Raw genomic sequence first — 17317 nt, forward strand, 5'->3', positions numbered from 1 at the left:
ATGGGGACTGCTAGACTGCGGCCTCCATGCGATTGAGACTTTTACGCCGCCGCCTCACCATCAGCGCTCCCCGCATGTCGGTGCGCAGCGCCTTGCCTTGGCCTTTGCGCTGGGTGGTGGCAGCCGTTGTCTTGGGTTTCTGCGCCGCGATTGCGCTATGGGCCTTCGAGTTTGGCCGGAATATTGCTGGCTTGGACCATGGTGCCAAGGAAGAGTTGTTGCACTTGCGCAGCGAGATGGTTAACCTGCGCACCGCACTGGACAAGGTCCAGGAGGAGCGTGACAAGGCGCAGTCCATTGCCAATACCGCAGGAACCCTGGTGACGGCAGGCAAGGCGTCGGAAGACAAGTTGTTCGAGCAGGTCAAGCAATTGCAGGCGGAGAACCAGTCCCTGCGCGATGACCTTGGTTTCTTTGAAAAACTGATTCCTTCCAGTGGCACAGAGGGTGTTGCCATACGCGGCCTGCAGGCAGATCTTCAAAATGGCAAGGATCTGAAGTGGCAGGTGCTGGTAATTCAGGCGAACAAGAATGCGGCCACCTTCAACGGCACGCTGGAATTGACCTTTAGTGGCTTGCAAGGCGGAAAGCCCTGGTCAGCGACCTTGTCCGGTGGGCCACAGGCTTTTAGTGTCAAGCAGTATGGTCGCCTGGAAGGTGTTATCGAAGTTCCGGCCCAGGTGGTGGTGAAGGCGGTTGTTGCCAAGGTGTTGGAGGGCAATACCGTACGTGCCACACAGTCCCAGAAAGTTTCCGTCAACCCATAGGTGCCCTATGTTCAACAAGAAGAAGCAGCCTCCTATCAAAAGCCTGATTGCCGAGGGCAGCCAGATCAGCGGCAACATCGTGTTTACCGATGGGCTGCGCATCGACGGAGAGGTGAACGGTGACATTCGCGCCGATGACGCCCACACCAGCTTGCTCGTCATTTCCGAATCGGCCAGGGTCAGGGGCACGGTGACAGCCGATCACATCATCATCAATGGCACCATCCAGGGGCCGGTATTCGCCCGGAACATGCTGGAATTGCAACCCAAGGCTCGCATTGAAGGCGATGTGCATTACGCGGCACTGGAAATGCACCAGGGCGCGCTGATCACGGGCCAACTGCGGCCGCTTTTGGAGGGCGAGGAAAAGCCCACACTGTCATTGGCGGCAAATAACGCCTGAGCCAATTCCCGAGCGTTCTGCTGTAGTATTGGCGTATCCCAGATTTGACCGGAGTCGTCCATGAGCGCCGTTGCAGAAAATATCCAGACCGAAATGCCAGCCCCCATCCTGTTTACCGACAGTGCGGCGGCCAAGGTGGCAGACCTGATCGCCGAAGAAGGCAACCCTGAATTGAAACTGCGCGTGTTCGTGCAGGGTGGTGGTTGCTCCGGCTTCCAGTACGGCTTCACCTTTGACGAAATCACCAACGAAGACGACACCACCATGACCAAGAACGGTGTGTCCCTGCTGATCGATGCCATGAGCTACCAGTACCTGCTGGGCGCCGAGATCGATTACAAGGAAGACCTGCAGGGTGCGCAGTTCGTGATCAAGAACCCCAACGCCACCAGCACCTGCGGTTGCGGCTCGTCTTTCTCGACCTGATAGCTGGGCAGCTGTTGCTCTGCTCAGGCAGGGTAAACGGCACCAAGAATACGGGCGCCTTGTGCGCCCGTAACGCTTTTCAGGCTGGCCGTTTTGCGCTCCACGCACTGGCGCGCCAGCCAGGCAAAGGCCATGGCTTCCACCTGCAAGGGCGGCAGGCCAAAGGCCTCTGAGCTGGAGACAGTGCAGCCTGGGAGCAGGCTTTGCAGGCGCTCCATCAGGTGTGTGTTGAGGGCTCCGCCCCCACACACGATCAAGCGCTCAGAGGCAGGCGCGAAGTGGCGCACACAGTCGGCGCAACTGCGTGCGGTGAGCTCGGTCAGGGTGGCTTGCACGTCCTGCGCGGCCAGGGCCTCAAAGCCGGTCAACTTGTCTTGCAGCCAGGCGCTGTTGAACAGGTCGCGCCCTGTGCTCTTGGGTGGCGGCAGGGTAAAGAATGCTTCGTTCAGCAGCACCTGCAACAGGCCCGCGTGTACCACCCCGCTGGCAGCCCAGGCGCCTGCATCATCGTAGTCGGCGCCGGTGTGCGCCATGCACCAGGCATCCATCAGCGCATTGCCAGGCCCGCAATCAAACCCCAAAACAGAGTCAGGCTCGGCCGCGTTCAACAGCGTGATGTTGGAGATGCCGCCGATATTGAGCACGCCCGTGTGGCCGGGCAGATGCCCGAAAAAAGCCTGGTGGAAGGGGGGCACCAGCGGTGCACCTTGTCCACCCGCTGCCACATCGCGGCTGCGGAAATCGGCCACCACATCGATGCCCGTCAACTCAGCCAGCAGGGCGGGCTGGTTGAGCTGCAGGGTGTAGCCTGTGCCATCAAACTGTTGCGGCCTATGGCGCACGGTCTGCCCGTGGGCTCCCACCGCACACACATTTGCGGCATCCAGCTGGCAGGTCGCAAGCAAGCGGGAAACCACCGCGGCATAGATGCGCGCCAGAGCGTTCGCTGCCAAGGCTGCGCGGTGCAGCTCATTGGGTCCTTCGGTGTTGAGCTGCAGCAACTCCTGCCGCAGCCCTGCGGGAAAGGGGGCGCTGATATGGCCCAGCACCTGCGGTGTGGCTTGGGAAAAATCCACCAGCACCCCGTCCACCCCATCCAGTGAGGTGCCCGACATCAGACCGGCGTACAGCTCCGACACGTGCAGTTCCGAAATTTGCAGTGCTTACAGCAGCCTATTCGACGCTGCTGAACTGCATTTGGCCTGCCGCAGCCAGGGCGGTGCGTGCCTGGGCGGCCGCCTTGTCGAACACGGGCCGCAAGGCAGCGGTCAAGGGCACGGTGTCGTTGCGCCGAGCAATGGTCTGGGGGTCTACATAAGCACCGTTCAGACGGTATTCAAAATGCAGGTGCGGCCCGGTGGACCAGCCCGTGGTCCCGACCTGGCCAATCACCAGTCCCTGGGGCACTGCCTGGCCAACACGCACATTGATGCGATTCAGGTGCGCATACACCGTGCTGATCTGGCTGGAGTGCTTGACCTTGATGACATTGCCATAGCCGCTTTGCACACCGGCAAATTCCACCACGCCATCGCCTACGCTGCGCACTGCCGTGCCAACGGGGGCTGCATAGTCCACTCCAAGATGGGCCTTCCAGACCTGCAAAATCGGGTGGAAGCGCATCTTGAAGCCACTGGTGATGCGGGAAAACGCCAGAGGTGCAGCCAGGAACGCGCGCTTCAGACTTTCTCCGGCCAAGGTGTAGTAACCGCCCTTGACCTGATCATGTCCGGCAAAGCCCGATGTGGCCGATGCGGCGGAATGGCTGGGTTCCTGGAACCACATGGCTTGGTAGGTCTTGCCGTCGTTTACAAATTCGGCGCTCAGCAAACGGCCCGCTTGCATGGGCTCGCCATCGCCCTCCAGGGTTTCGTACACCACCGAGAAGCGATCATCCTTGCGCAGTGCGCGGTGGAAGTCGATCTCCGCCGCAAACACTTCGGCCAACTGGCTGGAAACAGAGTCCGGAATGCGAGCCGCATCGGTGGCCGCGAACAGGGTGGAGGTGATGGTGCCGCTGGCCATGCGGGTGGATGCGGTCAAGGGCAGGGTCTCCAGTTTGGAGGCAAAGCCGCTGGCCGTCTTTTCAATGCTCAGACGCTTGAAGAAGCCCGCTTCATCGGCGCTCCAGCGCGCCTGCAACTTCAGCAAGCTGTTGTTGCCGTTGGCTTCAGCCGTCAGCGAGCGGCCCACACGGCCAAGCAGATTCTTTTGTGCCAGGGCATCGGTACGCAGGAACCTGGCAGCCTGCGGATCCAAAACGCCCAAGCGCTTGAGCAGGGTTTCAGCGGTATCGGTGGAGCGGGTTACATCCGAGCGGTACAGGTTCAAGGTTTGAGCCTGGGCTTCAAGGGCCGAGACTTGCGACGCCAGGTCCGGACTTTTCAGCACTTCGGTCAGGCTGCGAACCGGTAGTTGCGACGCATCAGGTGCCAGGTTGGCTACGGCGAAGGTGAAGCCGGTGCCAGACAGCAAAAGGGCTGCGACGATGGCGGAAATACGTTTGGGATGACGGGCCAGCAGGTCTGCTGTCGCAGACAACAGCTGGCCTGCCGTGCGGCTAATGGCGCTTTTCAAAATCGGGACTCCAGGGGGGCAGGGCGACGCGACTAAAATTGCAGCCGCAGGTTCCATGCACGTTGCAGGAATGACCCCGCAGTATACCGGCCAAGGGCCCTGCTGCCCGACTGAAAACCCTTATGAATCAAGCCTCAAGCCCAACTTTACCTCTGTCAGACCGTGTGCGTGAGGCCCTGGCAGTGACGCTGCGTGGCTGCGAGGAATTGCTGCCGCAAGACGAGTGGGTGAAAAAGCTCTCCCGATCTGAGGCTACCGGCACCCCCCTGCGCATCAAGCTGGGCCTGGACCCCACGGCCCCCGACATCCACATCGGCCACACCGTGGTGCTCAACAAGATGCGCCAGCTGCAGGACCTGGGCCACACCGTCATCTTTTTGATTGGTGACTTCACCAGCATGATTGGTGACCCCAGCGGGCGTAACAGCACACGTCCGCCGCTCACGGCCGAGCAGATCAAGATCAACGCCGAAACCTATTACCGCCAAGCCAGCCTGGTGCTGGACCCGGCCAAAACCGAGATCCGCTACAACAGCGAATGGAGCGATCCGCTGGGTGCGCGCGGCATGATCCAGCTGGCCTCGCGCTACACCGTGGCGCGCATGATGGAGCGCAATGACTTCCACGACCGCTTCAAGGCCGGCACCCCGATTGCCGTGCACGAGTTCCTCTACCCGTTGATGCAGGGCTATGACAGCGTTGCCTTGAAGAGCGACCTGGAACTGGGTGGCACCGACCAGAAGTTCAACCTGCTCATGGGCCGCACCCTGCAGGCCGAATATGGCCAGGAGCCGCAGTGCATCCTGACCATGCCCCTGCTCGAAGGCCTGGACGGCATTGAAAAAATGTCCAAGAGCAAGAACAATTACATCGGCATTTCCGAAGAGCCCAACACCATGTTTGCCAAGTGCTTAAGCATCTCGGACGTGCTGATGTGGAAGTGGTACACGCTCTTGAGCTTCCAGAGCGAGGCCCACATTGCAGCCCTCAAGGCGGAAGTGGCCGCCGGGCGCAACCCCAAGGATGCCAAGGTGGCACTGGCCAAGGAAGTCACCGCCCGCTTTCACTCAGCCGCTGCAGCCGAAGCGGCCGAGCAGGACTTCATCAACCGCAGCAAGGGCGGCATTCCGGATGAAATCACGGAGATCAGCCTGCCTTTGGGCGAGAGCGGCGCCGCAGTGGGCATAGGCGCGCTGCTGAAGTCGGCGGGACTGGCGGCCTCCAGCGGCGAGGGCAACCGCCTGATTGACGGTGGTGGCGTACGCATCGACAGCCATGTGGTGAGCGACAAGGGCTTGAAGCTGCCTGCCGGCACCTATGTGCTGCAGGTGGGCAAGCGCAAGTTCGCCCGCGTCACCCTGGCCTGATCGGCAGCCATGCTGGCTTTGGTTCAGCGCGTCAGCCATGCCAAGGTCACGGTGGACGCGGCGGTGGTTGGCGAGATTGGCCGCGGCTTCCTGCTGCTTGTCTGCGCCGAACAAGGCGACTCCGTGGCCGAGGCCGACAAGCTCCTGGCCAAAGTGCTCAAGCTGCGCGTGTTCAGCGATGCTGAGGGCAAGATGAACCGGAGCCTGCAGGACCTGGACGGACAGGGTACGCAAGGCGGCCTGCTCATCGTCAGCCAGTTCACCCTGGCAGCGGACACCTCGGGCGGCAATCGGCCCAGCTTCAAGGCGGCCGCCGCGCCCGATGAGGGGCGGCGCTTATACGATCACTTTGTGGCCCAGGCCAGTCTCAAACACCCGACGGTGCAAACCGGCATCTTTGCCGCCGACATGCAGGTGGAACTGGTCAATGACGGGCCGGTGACCATTCCGCTGCGTGTCGCGCCGCTGCCAGCGGATCCGCACTGAGCGTCTTGCCGCCCAAGTGCAGCTCTATGGCGGCCCTATTGCAGCACCACGTACATGGCGGCTGCGGGAAAGCGAAAGCCCACGCCGCCAGCGCTGCGCTTGAGGTCCAGCGTTTGCACTGCCATGCCGTTCATGTCCAGCACCGTGGCCGTTTGCAGGCCGGTGTTGTTGATGGTCACATCCAGCTTGGCACGCTGCACCATCCAGGGCGACTGCCCAATCGACTTCACCAGAAAGCCATCCACCCGGCTGCCATCGTCGAGTGCGATGGAGGTGGAGATGTCGCTCCAGCCATTGGGGCGGCTTTGGGTGGCGAACTGCACCAGGATGCGGCGGGACGTCTTGAGTGGCGCGCCATCCAGTGACACAGCCAGTGCGGCACCAAAGGCGTTTTCGGACGTGAAGCCCACGTCCTGCAACTGGTGCGAAGGCGCGCCTGTGAAGTGGGCCGCCACACCCTGCACGCGCGGCGCATTCACGGTGCAAAAGCCGCGCATGGCGTCCCAGACCAGTTCGCCCGTGTTGGACTGCAGGCGCCCTGGCGTTGGAGCCGTTTGCGCTGTCACCCGGGTCTGTGCCGGGTCCTTGCCAAAGGCCTGCTGCACCGGGCCCAGCAAAAATGCGTCGGGCGACACACCGGTCTGCACGCTGGAGGTCTTGGCGATGTCGCCGCTGTCGCGGTTGGGGTCGAAGCTGGGGCTCTCCGTGATCAACGGTGTCTTGCGCTGCCACAGGTCCGTCAAGGAGCGGTGTTCCGTCACCACGGGTGCGCCCTTGCTGATGTAGCCCAACCGGTAAGCCAGGGCAGCAGCCGGGAAGCTGCCCAAAATATCGGGGGTGGCAAAAATCCATTTGCCTTGCGACGCCTGGTAGCCGTTGGCCGACTGGGGCGGCGTCCAGCCCTCATCCCCTGTGGCAAACCAGTAGTAGCCATCCACACCGGACAGCGAGGAGTAGGCGGCAATCAGAAAGGTCCCTTCTGCGCCGAAGTTGTTGGGCATCACCCAGTTGCCCTCGGTCAGCAGCATGGGCCGACCCTGGGTCTGCTTGAAGTTGATGGGCAGCAGGCGCGGGTTGCGCAGCACGCTGTCGTTGGTGAATTGGTCGCCGGGCATGACGGCCCAGCCTTCGTTCACGCCCTTGTGCACGCCGCCGGTATAGACATTGGCCGCATCCACTTCGCCGGGGGTATAGCTCCAGCGCTCAGCGTCATTCAGGTGGGTGCTGCTGGCGGTCTTCCAGTTGCCCGGGTTGATCAGCTGCTTGACGCCCAGCTCCTTGCGCAGATAGTCCACCATGCTGGCGTTGAAGGCATGCATGGTGCGGGCCAGGAATTCGGTCTGGTCGGCACGCCGCACCGCGTGGCCACCCAGCAGGTCTTGCGGGTCACCAATCACCGGCCACGACTTTGGCGACTTCACCAGTTCCCAAACGGGCAGCAAGACCATACGCCCGTCGGGTGGAAAGTCGCCAGACTCCCCGGCGCCGCGCCAGGCCGACTGCGCCTGTGAAAGGGTCCCGTATTTCTTCTGCAAAAAGCTGCCGTAACGCCGCTCCAGCGCCACGCGTTGCAGGCCTTGGATTTGGTCCACGGTCCAGAACAGCAGGCTGTCCTCGTTTTGCAGTTCGATGATGGCCAAGCTGGCATCCTGCGCCAGGCTGAGGCCGGTGTAGGGGTTCTTTTCCGTGAGCAGCTTCTTCAGCCAGACCTTGTATGCCTGCTGCAGCGTTTCATCAAAAAAGAGCAGGCCCTGTGCCGACTGTTTGGCGCCGCCTGCGATGCCCCATTTGTCAGACAGCTTGGTGGCGGCCGCCCAATAGGGTGAGAGCGTGGTGTAAATGCCCTCCTTGCGCATGGCCGCCACCGTGCGCCAGATGGCGTCGCGCTCGGACAGGTTGATGTCGGTGATGGCCGCGTTGGGAGTGGTCTGCAGGTCGGGGCTGATTTGCTTGTGCAGGCGCACCATGTTGACACCGCGCTTGGCCAGAAAGCGCGCGTGGCGTGCCAGGTCCGGTGGGCCCAGCGGCCACTGTGGCCGGGCGGGCCCACTGGTGTAATCGGCCACACCGGTGTTGACGGCCCACAGGCGCAGGGGCTTGCCATCGCCCAGCACGAGGTCGCCTTGTGGGTTGCTGCGCACAAAGCCACTTTCACCCGCAAGCTTTTCATTCAGGTAACGCAGGTCCAGCAGGGAGTCGGCGCTGAAGCTGTCGCGCGGCGGGCTGAATGCCCAGGTTGATGTACCAGGTGTGGGTTGGGCCTGGCTGGGTGCACACAGGCCCAGCAGCAGCGCAATGCCTGCGGCCAGCCAGGCGCGATGCCCATCACGCATAGGGATTGGCAAAGCCCAGTCGCGCCATGATTTCGGTTTCGCGCAACTCCATGACCTGTGCATCTTCTTCCAACTCGTGGTCCCAGCCCTGTGCATGCAACGTACCGTGCACGATGAGGTGGGCGTAATGGGCCTGCAGGTTCTTGCTCTGCTCCTCGGCTTCGCGGGCCACCACCGGCGCGCACAGTACCAGGTCGGCGGTGACCAGCGGCTCCTGCGTGTAGTCAAAGGTCAACACATTGGTGGCGTAGTCTTTTTTGCGGAAGTCGCGGTTCAAGGTCTGGCCTTCTTCACTGTCCACAATGCGTACGGTGATTTCGGCGTCGGAGGCCAGCGCGTGGCGTATCCAGCGCACCACCTTGTGGCGGGGCAGGGCGGCGCGGTGGGGGGCAGCATCTTCCAATGCGCCAAACTGCAAGGAAAGGGACAGTGCATGCATCATGGGCGCGCCTTGGGTGTGCGGGTTTTGGGCAGGCCTATGCGCGGGAGCCCGGGCTCGGCGTCGGGCACGGCGATGGGGGGCAGGTCGCTCAGGCGCGCGGCGTCGTAGGCATCCACAATGCGGGCCACCAACGGATGGCGCACGATGTCGGCGCTTGTCAGGCGCGTGATGGCAATGCCGGGCACGCGGCGCAGAATGCGCTCGGCCTCCACCAGGCCGCTCATTTGTGTCTTGGGCAGGTCGATCTGGCTCACGTCGCCCGTGATCACGGTCTTGGTGCCAAAGCCCACGCGGGTCAGGAACATCTTCATCTGCTCAGGCGTGGTGTTCTGGGCCTCGTCCAAAATCACAAAGGCGTTGTTAAGGGTGCGTCCGCGCATGAAGGCCAGCGGTGCAATTTCCAGCGCCTGGCGCTCAAAGGCCTTGTGCACCTGGTCATAGCCCATCAGGTCATAGAGCGCGTCGTAGAGCGGGCGCAGATAGGGGTCCACCTTCTGGTTCAGGTCACCGGGCAAAAATCCCAGGCGTTCCCCGGCTTCCACGGCCGGGCGTGTCAGCACAATGCGCTGCACCGCGCTGCGCTGCAAGGCGTCCACGGCGGCTGCCACGGCCAGGTAGGTCTTGCCGGTGCCGGCCGGGCCAATGCCGAAGGTGATGTCGAACTCGGCAATATTGTCCAGGTACACGGCCTGGTTCTGCGTGCGCGGCTTGAGCTCGGCACGCCGTGTCAGCAGGCCCGGGCCATCGGCCGCATCGGCCGAGCCGTCGCCCGAGAGCATGAGCTGCACGGTGGCGGGCGGAATCGGGCGCGCCGCCATTTCGTACAGCGCTTGCAGCATGTCCATGGCGCGCTGGGCTTTGACCTTGGGGCCTTCCACTTTGAACTGCTCGTGGCGGTGGGCAATGCGCACCTCCAGGGCTAGTTCAATGGTGCGCAGGTGTTCGTCGGTGGGGCCGCACAGGTGCGACAGGCGGGTGTTGTTCAGCGGGGTGAACAGGTGTCTGAGAATCAAGCTGATAATTCCTCACGGCAATCGGTACAGGTAACCCCATGATAGGCACAAAATGATAGGCAAGCTCACAGGCACACTCAGCGACAAGAACCCACCCCAGGTATTGGTGGACTGCGGCGGCGTCGGTTACGAGGTGCATGTTCCCATGAGCACCTTCTACAACCTGCCCGCCGTGGGCGAAAAGGTCTCGCTGCTGACCCACTTTGTGGTGCGCGAGGACGCGCAAATCCTTTACGGTTTTGGCAACGCCACCGAGCGTGAGGCCTTCCGCGAGCTGATCAAGATCTCCGGCGTCGGCCCGCGCACCGCACTCTCGGTGCTGTCCGGTATGGGTGTGGGCGATCTGGCCCAGGCCGTGACGCTGCAGGAGGCCGGGCGCCTGATCAAGGTGCCAGGCATTGGCAAGAAAACCGCCGAGCGTCTGCTGCTCGAACTCAAGGGCAAGCTGGGCGCAGACATTGGCGCACCCCTGGGGGCCGCCAGCGGTGCCCAGGCCGACATTCTGCAGGCCCTGCTGGCGCTGGGTTACAGCGACAAGGAAGCCGCTGCGGCCCTCAAGGCCTTGCCCGCCGACGTGGGGGTGAGCGACGGCATCAAGCTGGCTCTGCGCGCGCTGGCGAAGTAAATCCGGGAATAAGCCCTATTGCGCCTCCCGCACCGGCCGACCGTTGAGGGGCTGCACCGGTCGGGCATTCAGCGGGAACTGCTGGCGAAACAGCTTGTACTGGGCCGCGCTGATCTTCACCGGCTGCTTGAGTACCATCCACAGCACGCCTTCGGTGCAAGGCGGGGTGGTGAGCGAGCCCATGAACTGGTAGTAGCGCTGGTCTTTGGGCAGGAACTCATTAAGGTCCAGCAGGCCCTCGGGCATGCGTACCCGGTCGTTGGCATCCAGCGGCATGTAGGTCCAGACCTTGTCGATGAAGGCATTGGCCTCGCCCTGCTCCAGCAGCACTGCCACCACGGCCAGTTGTCCGGCATCGTTCTTGTGCACCAGGTGCGCGACCATGGCATAGCGCTTGGAGTTGATCATCTCTTCCGACGGCGTATGGAAGTGGAATTGCAGCAGCTTGTAGCTGGAGTTGCGCACGATGATGCTGTTTTCGCCTTCCACATCCACCTGTACGGTGTGGCCGTTGTTGACTTCGGTGCCGCGGCTGGGTGCGTAGTTGAACTGCAGCGGCTCCGCCGGGCCTTGCAACGTGGCTTCGTTCTGGATGGCAATGGGCGATTGGCGCTTGCCAATGCCGCAGAGGTTGAACTCTGGCTTCAGTTTGGCCCAGTTTTGCGGGCCGTTCTCACCGTCATACGACCAGTGCACCTCGCCACTGTGGGCATCTGCTTCTGCATGCCCCTTTGGCTCGCCCCCGGCCAGGGCCAATGCACGGGCCTTGGCGTACTGCCGGCTGTCTTGCATCTCCTCGCCGGTCGGGGTGGGCGCACTGCGCCGCACGACCGCTGGCTTGCGCACTACAGCCAATGCGGGCCGTTCAGCGCCATCCCCTGTGGCTTGTTTGGCGGGTGTTCCAATGACAGTGAGTGCCTGGCGCAACTGCTTGACCGCTTCGCTGGGTTCTTTGCCCGGTTTCTCTGCCGCTGCCGCGGAGGCCTCGGCAGCTGCGGCGGCGGCTGCCATTTCGGCCTTGCGCTGCTTGATCAGCGGAATTTCAATCAGTTCCTTTTTTTCTGCCGCAGGTTTGGCAGGCGCATGGGCATCTGCAGCGTGTGCGTCCGCTGCATGCGCAGTACCCAAGGACCACAGCCCCAGCATCAGCGCGCTGGCCATCAGCAAGTGCAGAGCAGGGCGCGGGGGTGAGGGTGTCAGGGTCTTTGTTTTCATAGAAGTGCTTTCTTGGAGACTGGCGGGCGGCAAGTGCATGCGCAGTATCTGGCTGTACCTGTCTGGAGTATCGGCTCAACCGCACTGAAACTTGAGGCAGCATGCTGCACTAAGCGCCACACGCTATAGTGGGCTATTACCGCCTACCCACCCTGCATTGCGATTCATTCCGTGAGTATCCAGACCGACGATTTTTCCTCCGCACCGCCTCTGCGCATGGTGTCTGCAGCCCCGACATCCCCGCAGGAGGAGGCCATTGAGCGCGCCCTGCGGCCCAAGCTGCTCGACGAGTATGTGGGCCAGGCCAAGGTGCGTGAGCAGTTGGAAATTTTCATAGGTGCGGCCAAGATGCGCTCGGAAGCGCTGGACCATGTGCTGCTGTTTGGTCCGCCGGGCCTTGGCAAGACCACGCTATCGCACATCATTGCGCATGAACTCGGGGTCAATTTGCGCCAGACCAGTGGCCCGGTGCTGGAAAAGCCCAAGGACCTGGCCGCCCTGCTGACCAACCTGGAAAAGAACGACGTTCTTTTCATCGACGAGATCCACCGCCTCTCTCCCGTGGTGGAAGAAATCCTCTACCCCGCACTGGAAGACTACAAGATCGACATCATGATTGGCGAAGGCCCGGCCGCCCGCTCCATCAAGCTCGATCTGCAGCCCTTCACCCTGGTAGGTGCCACCACCCGCGCGGGCATGCTCACCAACCCCTTGCGCGACCGCTTCGGCATCGTGGCGCGGCTGGAGTTTTATACCTCGCAGGAGCTGCTGCGCATCGTCACCCGCAGCGCCGGCCTGCTCAAGGTGCCCATGGACGAGGACGGCGGCTTTGAGATTGCCCGCCGCTCGCGCGGCACTCCGCGCATTGCCAACCGCCTGCTGCGCCGCGTGCGCGACTATGCCGACGTCAAAGGCAAAGGACTGATTGACCTGGACATTGCCAACCGGGCGCTGGCCATGCTGGACGTAGACCCGCAAGGCTTTGACCTGATGGACCGCAAGCTGCTTGAGGCCGTGATCCATCGCTTTGATGGCGGCCCGGTGGGCCTGGACAATATTGCTGCCAGCATTGGTGAAGAGCGCGAAACCATTGAAGACGTGATTGAGCCCTATCTGATCCAGCAGGGTTTTTTGCAGCGCACCCCGCGTGGCCGCATTGCCACGATGGCCGCCTATCGGCACCTGGGCGTGACTGCGCCACAGCGCGACAGCGAACTGCCCGGCATCTGACATGCAGGCCGACGACATCAAGGCCTGGAAGGCTGCCCTGCGCAAGGAACTGCTGGAGCGGCGCCAGGCCGTCTCAGACGCCGACCGCAAGGCGTGGAACACCGCCATCACCCGCCATCTGGTGGACGGCTTTCCGCAGCTGGCAAGCATGACCATTGGCATCTACTGGCCGTTTCAGGGAGAGTTTGACCCGCGCAACGCCATGCGCCAATTCCGTGAACGGGGTGCCACCTCAGCCTTGCCGGAGGTCGTGCAGAAGGCCGCCCCCCTGCGCTTCAAACGTTGGTGGCCCGGCGTGGCCATGGCCCGCGGCGTCTATGACATCCCGGTGCCGCACGGTACCGAGGTGGTGCAGCCCGAGGCATTCATCATGCCGCCGGTAGGGTTTGACGCGCAGGGTTTTCGCCTGGGTTATGGCGGCGGGTTTTACGACCGCACGCTGGCCAGCATCACACCGCGCCCGCTCACCATCGGCGTGGCCTTTGAGCTGTCGCGCGTGGACAGCATCCGTCCGCAAAGCTTCGACCTGGCCATGGACTACGTGGTCACCGAGCGCGGTATCTTCAAGACCTAGACTGCGTCGGCCACATAAGGGTTGCTGCGGCGCTCGCGCCCGAAGCTGCTCTCCGGCCCGTGCCCGGGGATGAACACTGTCTGGTCGCCCATGGGCCAGAGCCGCTGCTTGATGCTGGCAATCAGCGTGTCGTGGTCGCCCTGCGGAAAGTCTGTGCGGCCAATCGAGCCCGCAAACAGCACATCTCCCACAAAGGCACGGTTGGTCTCCTGAGAATAGAAAACCACGTGGCCTGGCGTGTGGCCCGGGCAATGGCGCACTTGGAGCGTGCTGTTGCCAATGGCCACCGTATCGCCATCTTTGAGCCAGCGCGTCGGCGTAAACACTTCAGCATGGGGAAAACCAAATTGCTTGCCCTGCGCGGCCAGTCCATCAATCCAGAACTGGTCGCCTGGATGCGGGCCGATGATGGGCAGGTCCAGTTGCTTCGAGAGTTCAGCCGTGCCACCTGCGTGGTCGATGTGCGCATGCGTCAGCCATATCTGCTCTAGCTTCAATCCCAGGCGCTTCACCTCGGCAAGGATGCGCGGCAAGTCGCCACCCGGGTCTATGACGGCTGCTTGCAGGGTCTGGTCGCACCAGACCAGCGAGCAATTTTGTTGGAAGGGGGTGACGGGGACGGTGAGGTATTGCAGCATGCCGAATGATACCTTTTGCCCCTGTTTTCAAACTCTGTCCAACGAAGGACAAAGTGCCACTTGCTGTGTCAAAGAGGCATCCATAGTCGGCCGGTAACAAAAATATTCTGATCCGTTGAGAACCAGTGTCCGCGTCGCTCTTCACAGCGGCAGGCCCATTGAAAGATCCCCCGTGGTGTATGGACGCGGGGCTCAACTCCCAATCCCCACACCGTGGCCGCGTCGTTTGCATGACAGGCCTCAAGCAGGCGCGTTGCCACGCTGCGGCATGCCTGTGGTCAGCCCACTTTGGTTGCCCCGGATGGTTTGCTTTGGGAATGAGCGGATGGGTATTTGAAATGGTTTCTTCTTCAGCACATTTTTAAACAGGTGAAGGTTTTGGTAGTCATGGTCATAGCAAACACGAGGGTCAGTCAGCAGCTTCGGGAAGGCTCGGTGCTGCGCCTTTTTTGCGAGTTGGGCACATGAACATTCCCCGCCGCGTCCTGTTTGGCAAGCTCAACACCGAGCTGTTTCGCGCCATCGAATCGGCCACCGCCTTTGCCAAATTGCGTGGCAACCCCTATGTGGAAGTGGTGCACTGGCTGCACCAACTGTGGCAGGCGCCGGGTGGCGACGTACACCGCATTGCGCAGCACTATGGGATGGACGCCGCCCAACTGGAAAAAGACCTGACGGTGGCACTGGCCCAGTTGCCCAACGGCGCCAGTGGCCTCAACGACTTCAGCCACCAGATTGAAAGCGCCATCGAGCGCGCCTGGGTCTTTGCCAGCCTGTCCATGAACGAGCGGCGCATACGCGGCGCCTGGCTGCTGGCAGCCATGCTGCAAACGCCCGAGCTGCGCCGGTTGATCTTGGGCATTTCGCCCGCCTTCCAAAAGATTCCTCCGCTGCAAGCCAGCGCTGACTTTGCACTGCTGGTTGCAGGCTCGCGCGAAGATGCAGATGCCGCACTGGCCGACACCGATTTGCCCGACGCGGTGCCCGGCGAAGCCAGTGGCGCCATGGAAGCGGCAAACGACGGCAAGTCGGCCCTGGCCAGGTACTGCACCGACCTCACGGCGCTGGCCCGCGAGGGCCGCATAGACCCGGTGATTGGCCGCGAACACGAAATCCGCACCATGGTCGACATCCTGCTGCGCCGTCGCCAGAACAACCCGCTGCTCACCGGCGAAGCCGGTGTGGGCAAGACGGCGGTGGTGGAGGGGTTGGCGCTGGCCGTTGCCAGCGGCAAGGTGCCGCCAGCGCTGCATGCCGTGCGCATGCTCAGCCTGGATGTGGGCGCGCTGCTGGCCGGTTCCAGCATGCGCGGCGAGTTTGAGTCGCGCCTCAAGGCAGTGCTCAAGGAGGCAACCGACTCGGCCCAACCGGTCATCCTGTTTGTGGACGAGGTGCACACGCTGGTGGGCGCCGGTGGCCAGGCGGGCACGGGCGATGCGGCCAATCTGTTCAAACCCGCGCTGGCACGCGGCGCCCTGCGCACCATCGGTGCCACCACCTGGTCCGAATACAAAAAGCACATCGAGAAAGACCCGGCCCTCACCCGGCGCTTCCAGGTGCTGCAAATCCTGGAGCCGCAAGAGGCCGCAGCCATCGCCATGGTGCGCGGCCTGGTGCCTGCCTTTGCCAGGCACCACGGCGTGGCCATCCTGGATGAGGCCGTGCGCGCCGCGGTCACCCTGTCGCACCGCTACATTCCGGCGCGCCAGTTGCCCGACAAGGCCATCAGCCTGCTCGACACGGCCTGCGCCCGTGTGGCCATGTCGCTGCACACCCCCTCGCGTGAACTGCAAGACCTGCAGGCCCGCCTGGCCGCGCTGGACGGCGAGTGTGATCTGCTTGCCCAAGAGGCGGCCATGGGCAAAGACCGCAGTACCGCGTTGGCGGAACTACAGGCAGAGCGCGCGGTGGCAGACGCCACCCAAACACAGCTTGCCCAGACCAGTGCCGCAGAGTCCGCACTGAGCACCGCCATCCTCGCCAAGCGCCAAGAGTTGCAGCAGCCCACCCGTGTGGACGCCAGGCAAACGCTGACGCAGGAACTGCAAACGCTGGAGCGTGAATTTGCGGCTCTGCAGGGCGACAAGCCGCGCATCCATACCGAGGTGGACGCGCGCGTCATCGCCGCCATCGTGGCCGACTGGACCGGCATCCCAGTGGGCCGCATGGTGCGTGACGACGTGGCTGCGGTCATGTCGCTGGAGGCCCAGTTGCAAAAGCGGGTGGTCGGTCAAGACCCGGCGCTGCGGCAGATTGCGCAGCAGGTCAAAACCGCGCGGGCCCGGTTGGCCGACCCCAACAAACCGCTGGGCACATTTCTGCTGGTGGGTCCCTCCGGCGTGGGCAAAACAGAGACGGCGCTGGCGCTGGCACAGGCCGTCTATGGCGGTGAGCACAACCTCATCAGCATCAACATGAGCGAGTACCAGGAGGCACATACCGTCTCCAGCCTCAAGGGCTCGCCCCCGGGTTACGTGGGCTATGGCGAGGGCGGTGTGCTGACCGAGGCCGTGCGCCGCAGACCCTACAGCGTGATCCTGCTGGACGAGGTGGAAAAGGCCCACCCCGATGTGCATGAAGTCTTCTACCAGGTGCTTGACAAGGGCTGGATGGAAGACGGCGAGGGGCGTGTCATCGACTTCAAGAACACCCTGATCCTGCTCACCAGCAACACCGGCTCCGAGCTGATCAGCCAGGTCTGCGAAGACCCGGAGCTGGCACCGGAACCCGCAGCCCTGGTGGACCTGCTGCAGCCCGAACTGCGCAAGGTCTTCCCGGCGGCCTTTTTGGGGCGCCTGTCGGTGGTGCCGTATCTGCCACTGTCCAGCGCGTTGCTGGAAAGCATTGTGGAACTGCAACTGGCCAAGGTGGTGGCGCGCATGCAGGAGCAGCACGGCATTGCCCTGAGCTGCACCGCCGCCGCCACGGCCCACATCGTCAGCCAGTGCGGTACGCACGAAACCGGCGCGCGGCGCATCAACCAGTTCATAGAGCGCCATGTGCTCACCCAGTTGGCCCAGGCCTGGCTGCAGGCCATGCAGGACCACGTGGTGATCCGCCGCATGGTGTTGCAGGCGGCCTCCGAGCCCCGCGGAGCCAGTGCAACAGGTCTTTCACTGCCAGCTACGGCAGGCCTGCAGCTGCAAATTTTTGGGGATGCGTGAGGCACTGCCATGCGTCTATTTGTCCCAACCCCTCACCTCTGCCTGGCACGAACCCTC

General features: G+C 62.8%; 16 protein-coding genes. 9 read left to right on the plus strand and 7 right to left on the minus strand.

Features of this window, described 5'->3' with window-relative positions:
- Positions 1–116 precede the first annotated feature (116 nt).
- The 3 genes from DIC66_RS14580 to erpA are packed head-to-tail and all read left to right on the plus strand — an operon-like array spanning position 117 to position 1596.
- The gene (locus DIC66_RS14580; protein ID WP_338052499.1) at positions 117–767 is read left to right on the plus strand and encodes a DUF6776 family protein; all 651 of its coding nucleotides are present in this window, start codon (positions 117–119) and stop codon (positions 765–767) included.
- 7 nt (positions 768–774) lie between these two features.
- A complete protein-coding gene (locus DIC66_RS14585; RefSeq protein WP_117178460.1) occupies positions 775–1170 on the plus strand; it encodes a bactofilin family protein in 396 nt (131 codons plus the stop codon).
- 60 nt (positions 1171–1230) lie between these two features.
- Entirely contained in the window at positions 1231–1596 is a 366-nt protein-coding gene (erpA, locus tag DIC66_RS14590; protein WP_117178462.1) for an iron-sulfur cluster insertion protein ErpA, read from the plus strand.
- Between the two features lie 23 nt (positions 1597–1619).
- On the opposite strand, the gene DIC66_RS14595 is transcribed toward erpA, so the two are convergent.
- Entirely contained in the window at positions 1620–2735 is a 1116-nt protein-coding gene (locus DIC66_RS14595; protein ID WP_117178464.1) for an anhydro-N-acetylmuramic acid kinase, read from the minus strand.
- 34 nt (positions 2736–2769) lie between these two features.
- Entirely contained in the window at positions 2770–4173 is a 1404-nt protein-coding gene (locus DIC66_RS14600) for a M23 family metallopeptidase (RefSeq protein WP_233505932.1), read from the minus strand.
- A 122-nt stretch (positions 4174–4295) separates the two neighbouring features.
- On the opposite strand from DIC66_RS14600, the gene tyrS reads away from it, so the two are divergent.
- Together tyrS and dtd are read left to right on the plus strand one after the other, a co-directional pair.
- A complete protein-coding gene (tyrS, locus tag DIC66_RS14605; protein WP_117178468.1) occupies positions 4296–5540 on the plus strand; it encodes a tyrosine--tRNA ligase in 1245 nt (414 codons plus the stop codon).
- A 9-nt stretch (positions 5541–5549) separates the two neighbouring features.
- On the plus strand, positions 5550–6026 hold the full coding sequence (gene dtd, locus DIC66_RS14610; RefSeq protein ID WP_117178470.1) for a D-aminoacyl-tRNA deacylase: 477 nt from the start codon (positions 5550–5552) through the stop codon (positions 6024–6026).
- Positions 6027–6061: 35 nt separating this feature from the next.
- Here the strand turns inward: dtd and DIC66_RS14615 are convergent, their stop codons facing one another.
- From DIC66_RS14615 to DIC66_RS14625, 3 genes are read right to left on the minus strand one after another with little or no spacing between them, the layout of a single operon-like run.
- Positions 6062–8359, minus strand: coding sequence for a hypothetical protein (locus tag DIC66_RS14615; protein ID WP_117178472.1), 2298 nt, complete (start codon positions 8357–8359; stop codon positions 6062–6064).
- The gene (ybeY, locus tag DIC66_RS14620; RefSeq protein WP_117178474.1) at positions 8352–8801 is read right to left on the minus strand and encodes an rRNA maturation RNase YbeY; all 450 of its coding nucleotides are present in this window, start codon (positions 8799–8801) and stop codon (positions 8352–8354) included. The genes DIC66_RS14615 and ybeY overlap by 8 nt, the downstream gene beginning before the upstream one ends.
- Positions 8798–9814 carry a PhoH family protein gene (locus DIC66_RS14625; protein ID WP_117178476.1) on the minus strand — a complete coding sequence of 339 codons (1017 nt, stop codon included), beginning with the start codon at positions 9812–9814 and terminating at the stop codon, positions 8798–8800. Before DIC66_RS14625 ends, ybeY begins: the two co-directional genes overlap by 4 nt.
- Before the next feature lie 52 nt (positions 9815–9866).
- Between DIC66_RS14625 and ruvA the strand changes: the two genes are divergently transcribed.
- A complete protein-coding gene (gene ruvA, locus DIC66_RS14630; protein ID WP_117178478.1) occupies positions 9867–10439 on the plus strand; it encodes a Holliday junction branch migration protein RuvA in 573 nt (190 codons plus the stop codon).
- 15 nt (positions 10440–10454) lie between these two features.
- Here the strand turns inward: ruvA and DIC66_RS14635 are convergent, their stop codons facing one another.
- Entirely contained in the window at positions 10455–11654 is a 1200-nt protein-coding gene (locus DIC66_RS14635) for a carbonic anhydrase (RefSeq protein ID WP_158558916.1), read from the minus strand.
- 216 nt (positions 11655–11870) lie between these two features.
- Between DIC66_RS14635 and ruvB the strand changes: the two genes are divergently transcribed.
- Complete coding sequence (gene ruvB, locus DIC66_RS14640; protein ID WP_420820497.1) at positions 11871–12884, plus strand: Holliday junction branch migration DNA helicase RuvB; 1014 nt, start codon at positions 11871–11873, stop codon at positions 12882–12884.
- A 1-nt stretch (position 12885) separates the two neighbouring features.
- The gene (locus DIC66_RS14645) at positions 12886–13458 is read left to right on the plus strand and encodes a 5-formyltetrahydrofolate cyclo-ligase (RefSeq protein WP_117178484.1); all 573 of its coding nucleotides are present in this window, start codon (positions 12886–12888) and stop codon (positions 13456–13458) included.
- Here the strand turns inward: DIC66_RS14645 and DIC66_RS14650 are convergent.
- Positions 13455–14096 carry an MBL fold metallo-hydrolase gene (locus DIC66_RS14650; RefSeq protein ID WP_117178486.1) on the minus strand — a complete coding sequence of 214 codons (642 nt, stop codon included), beginning with the start codon at positions 14094–14096 and terminating at the stop codon, positions 13455–13457. The genes DIC66_RS14645 and DIC66_RS14650 overlap by 4 nt on opposite strands.
- A 464-nt stretch (positions 14097–14560) precedes the next feature.
- Between DIC66_RS14650 and tssH the strand changes: the two genes are divergently transcribed.
- On the plus strand, positions 14561–17260 hold the full coding sequence (tssH, locus tag DIC66_RS14655) for a type VI secretion system ATPase TssH (protein ID WP_117178488.1): 2700 nt from the start codon (positions 14561–14563) through the stop codon (positions 17258–17260).
- The last annotated feature ends 57 nt before the right edge of the window (positions 17261–17317 follow it).

The organism is Rhodoferax lacus, assembly GCF_003415675.1.
Lineage (GTDB): Bacteria > Pseudomonadota > Gammaproteobacteria > Burkholderiales > Burkholderiaceae_C > Allorhodoferax > Allorhodoferax lacus.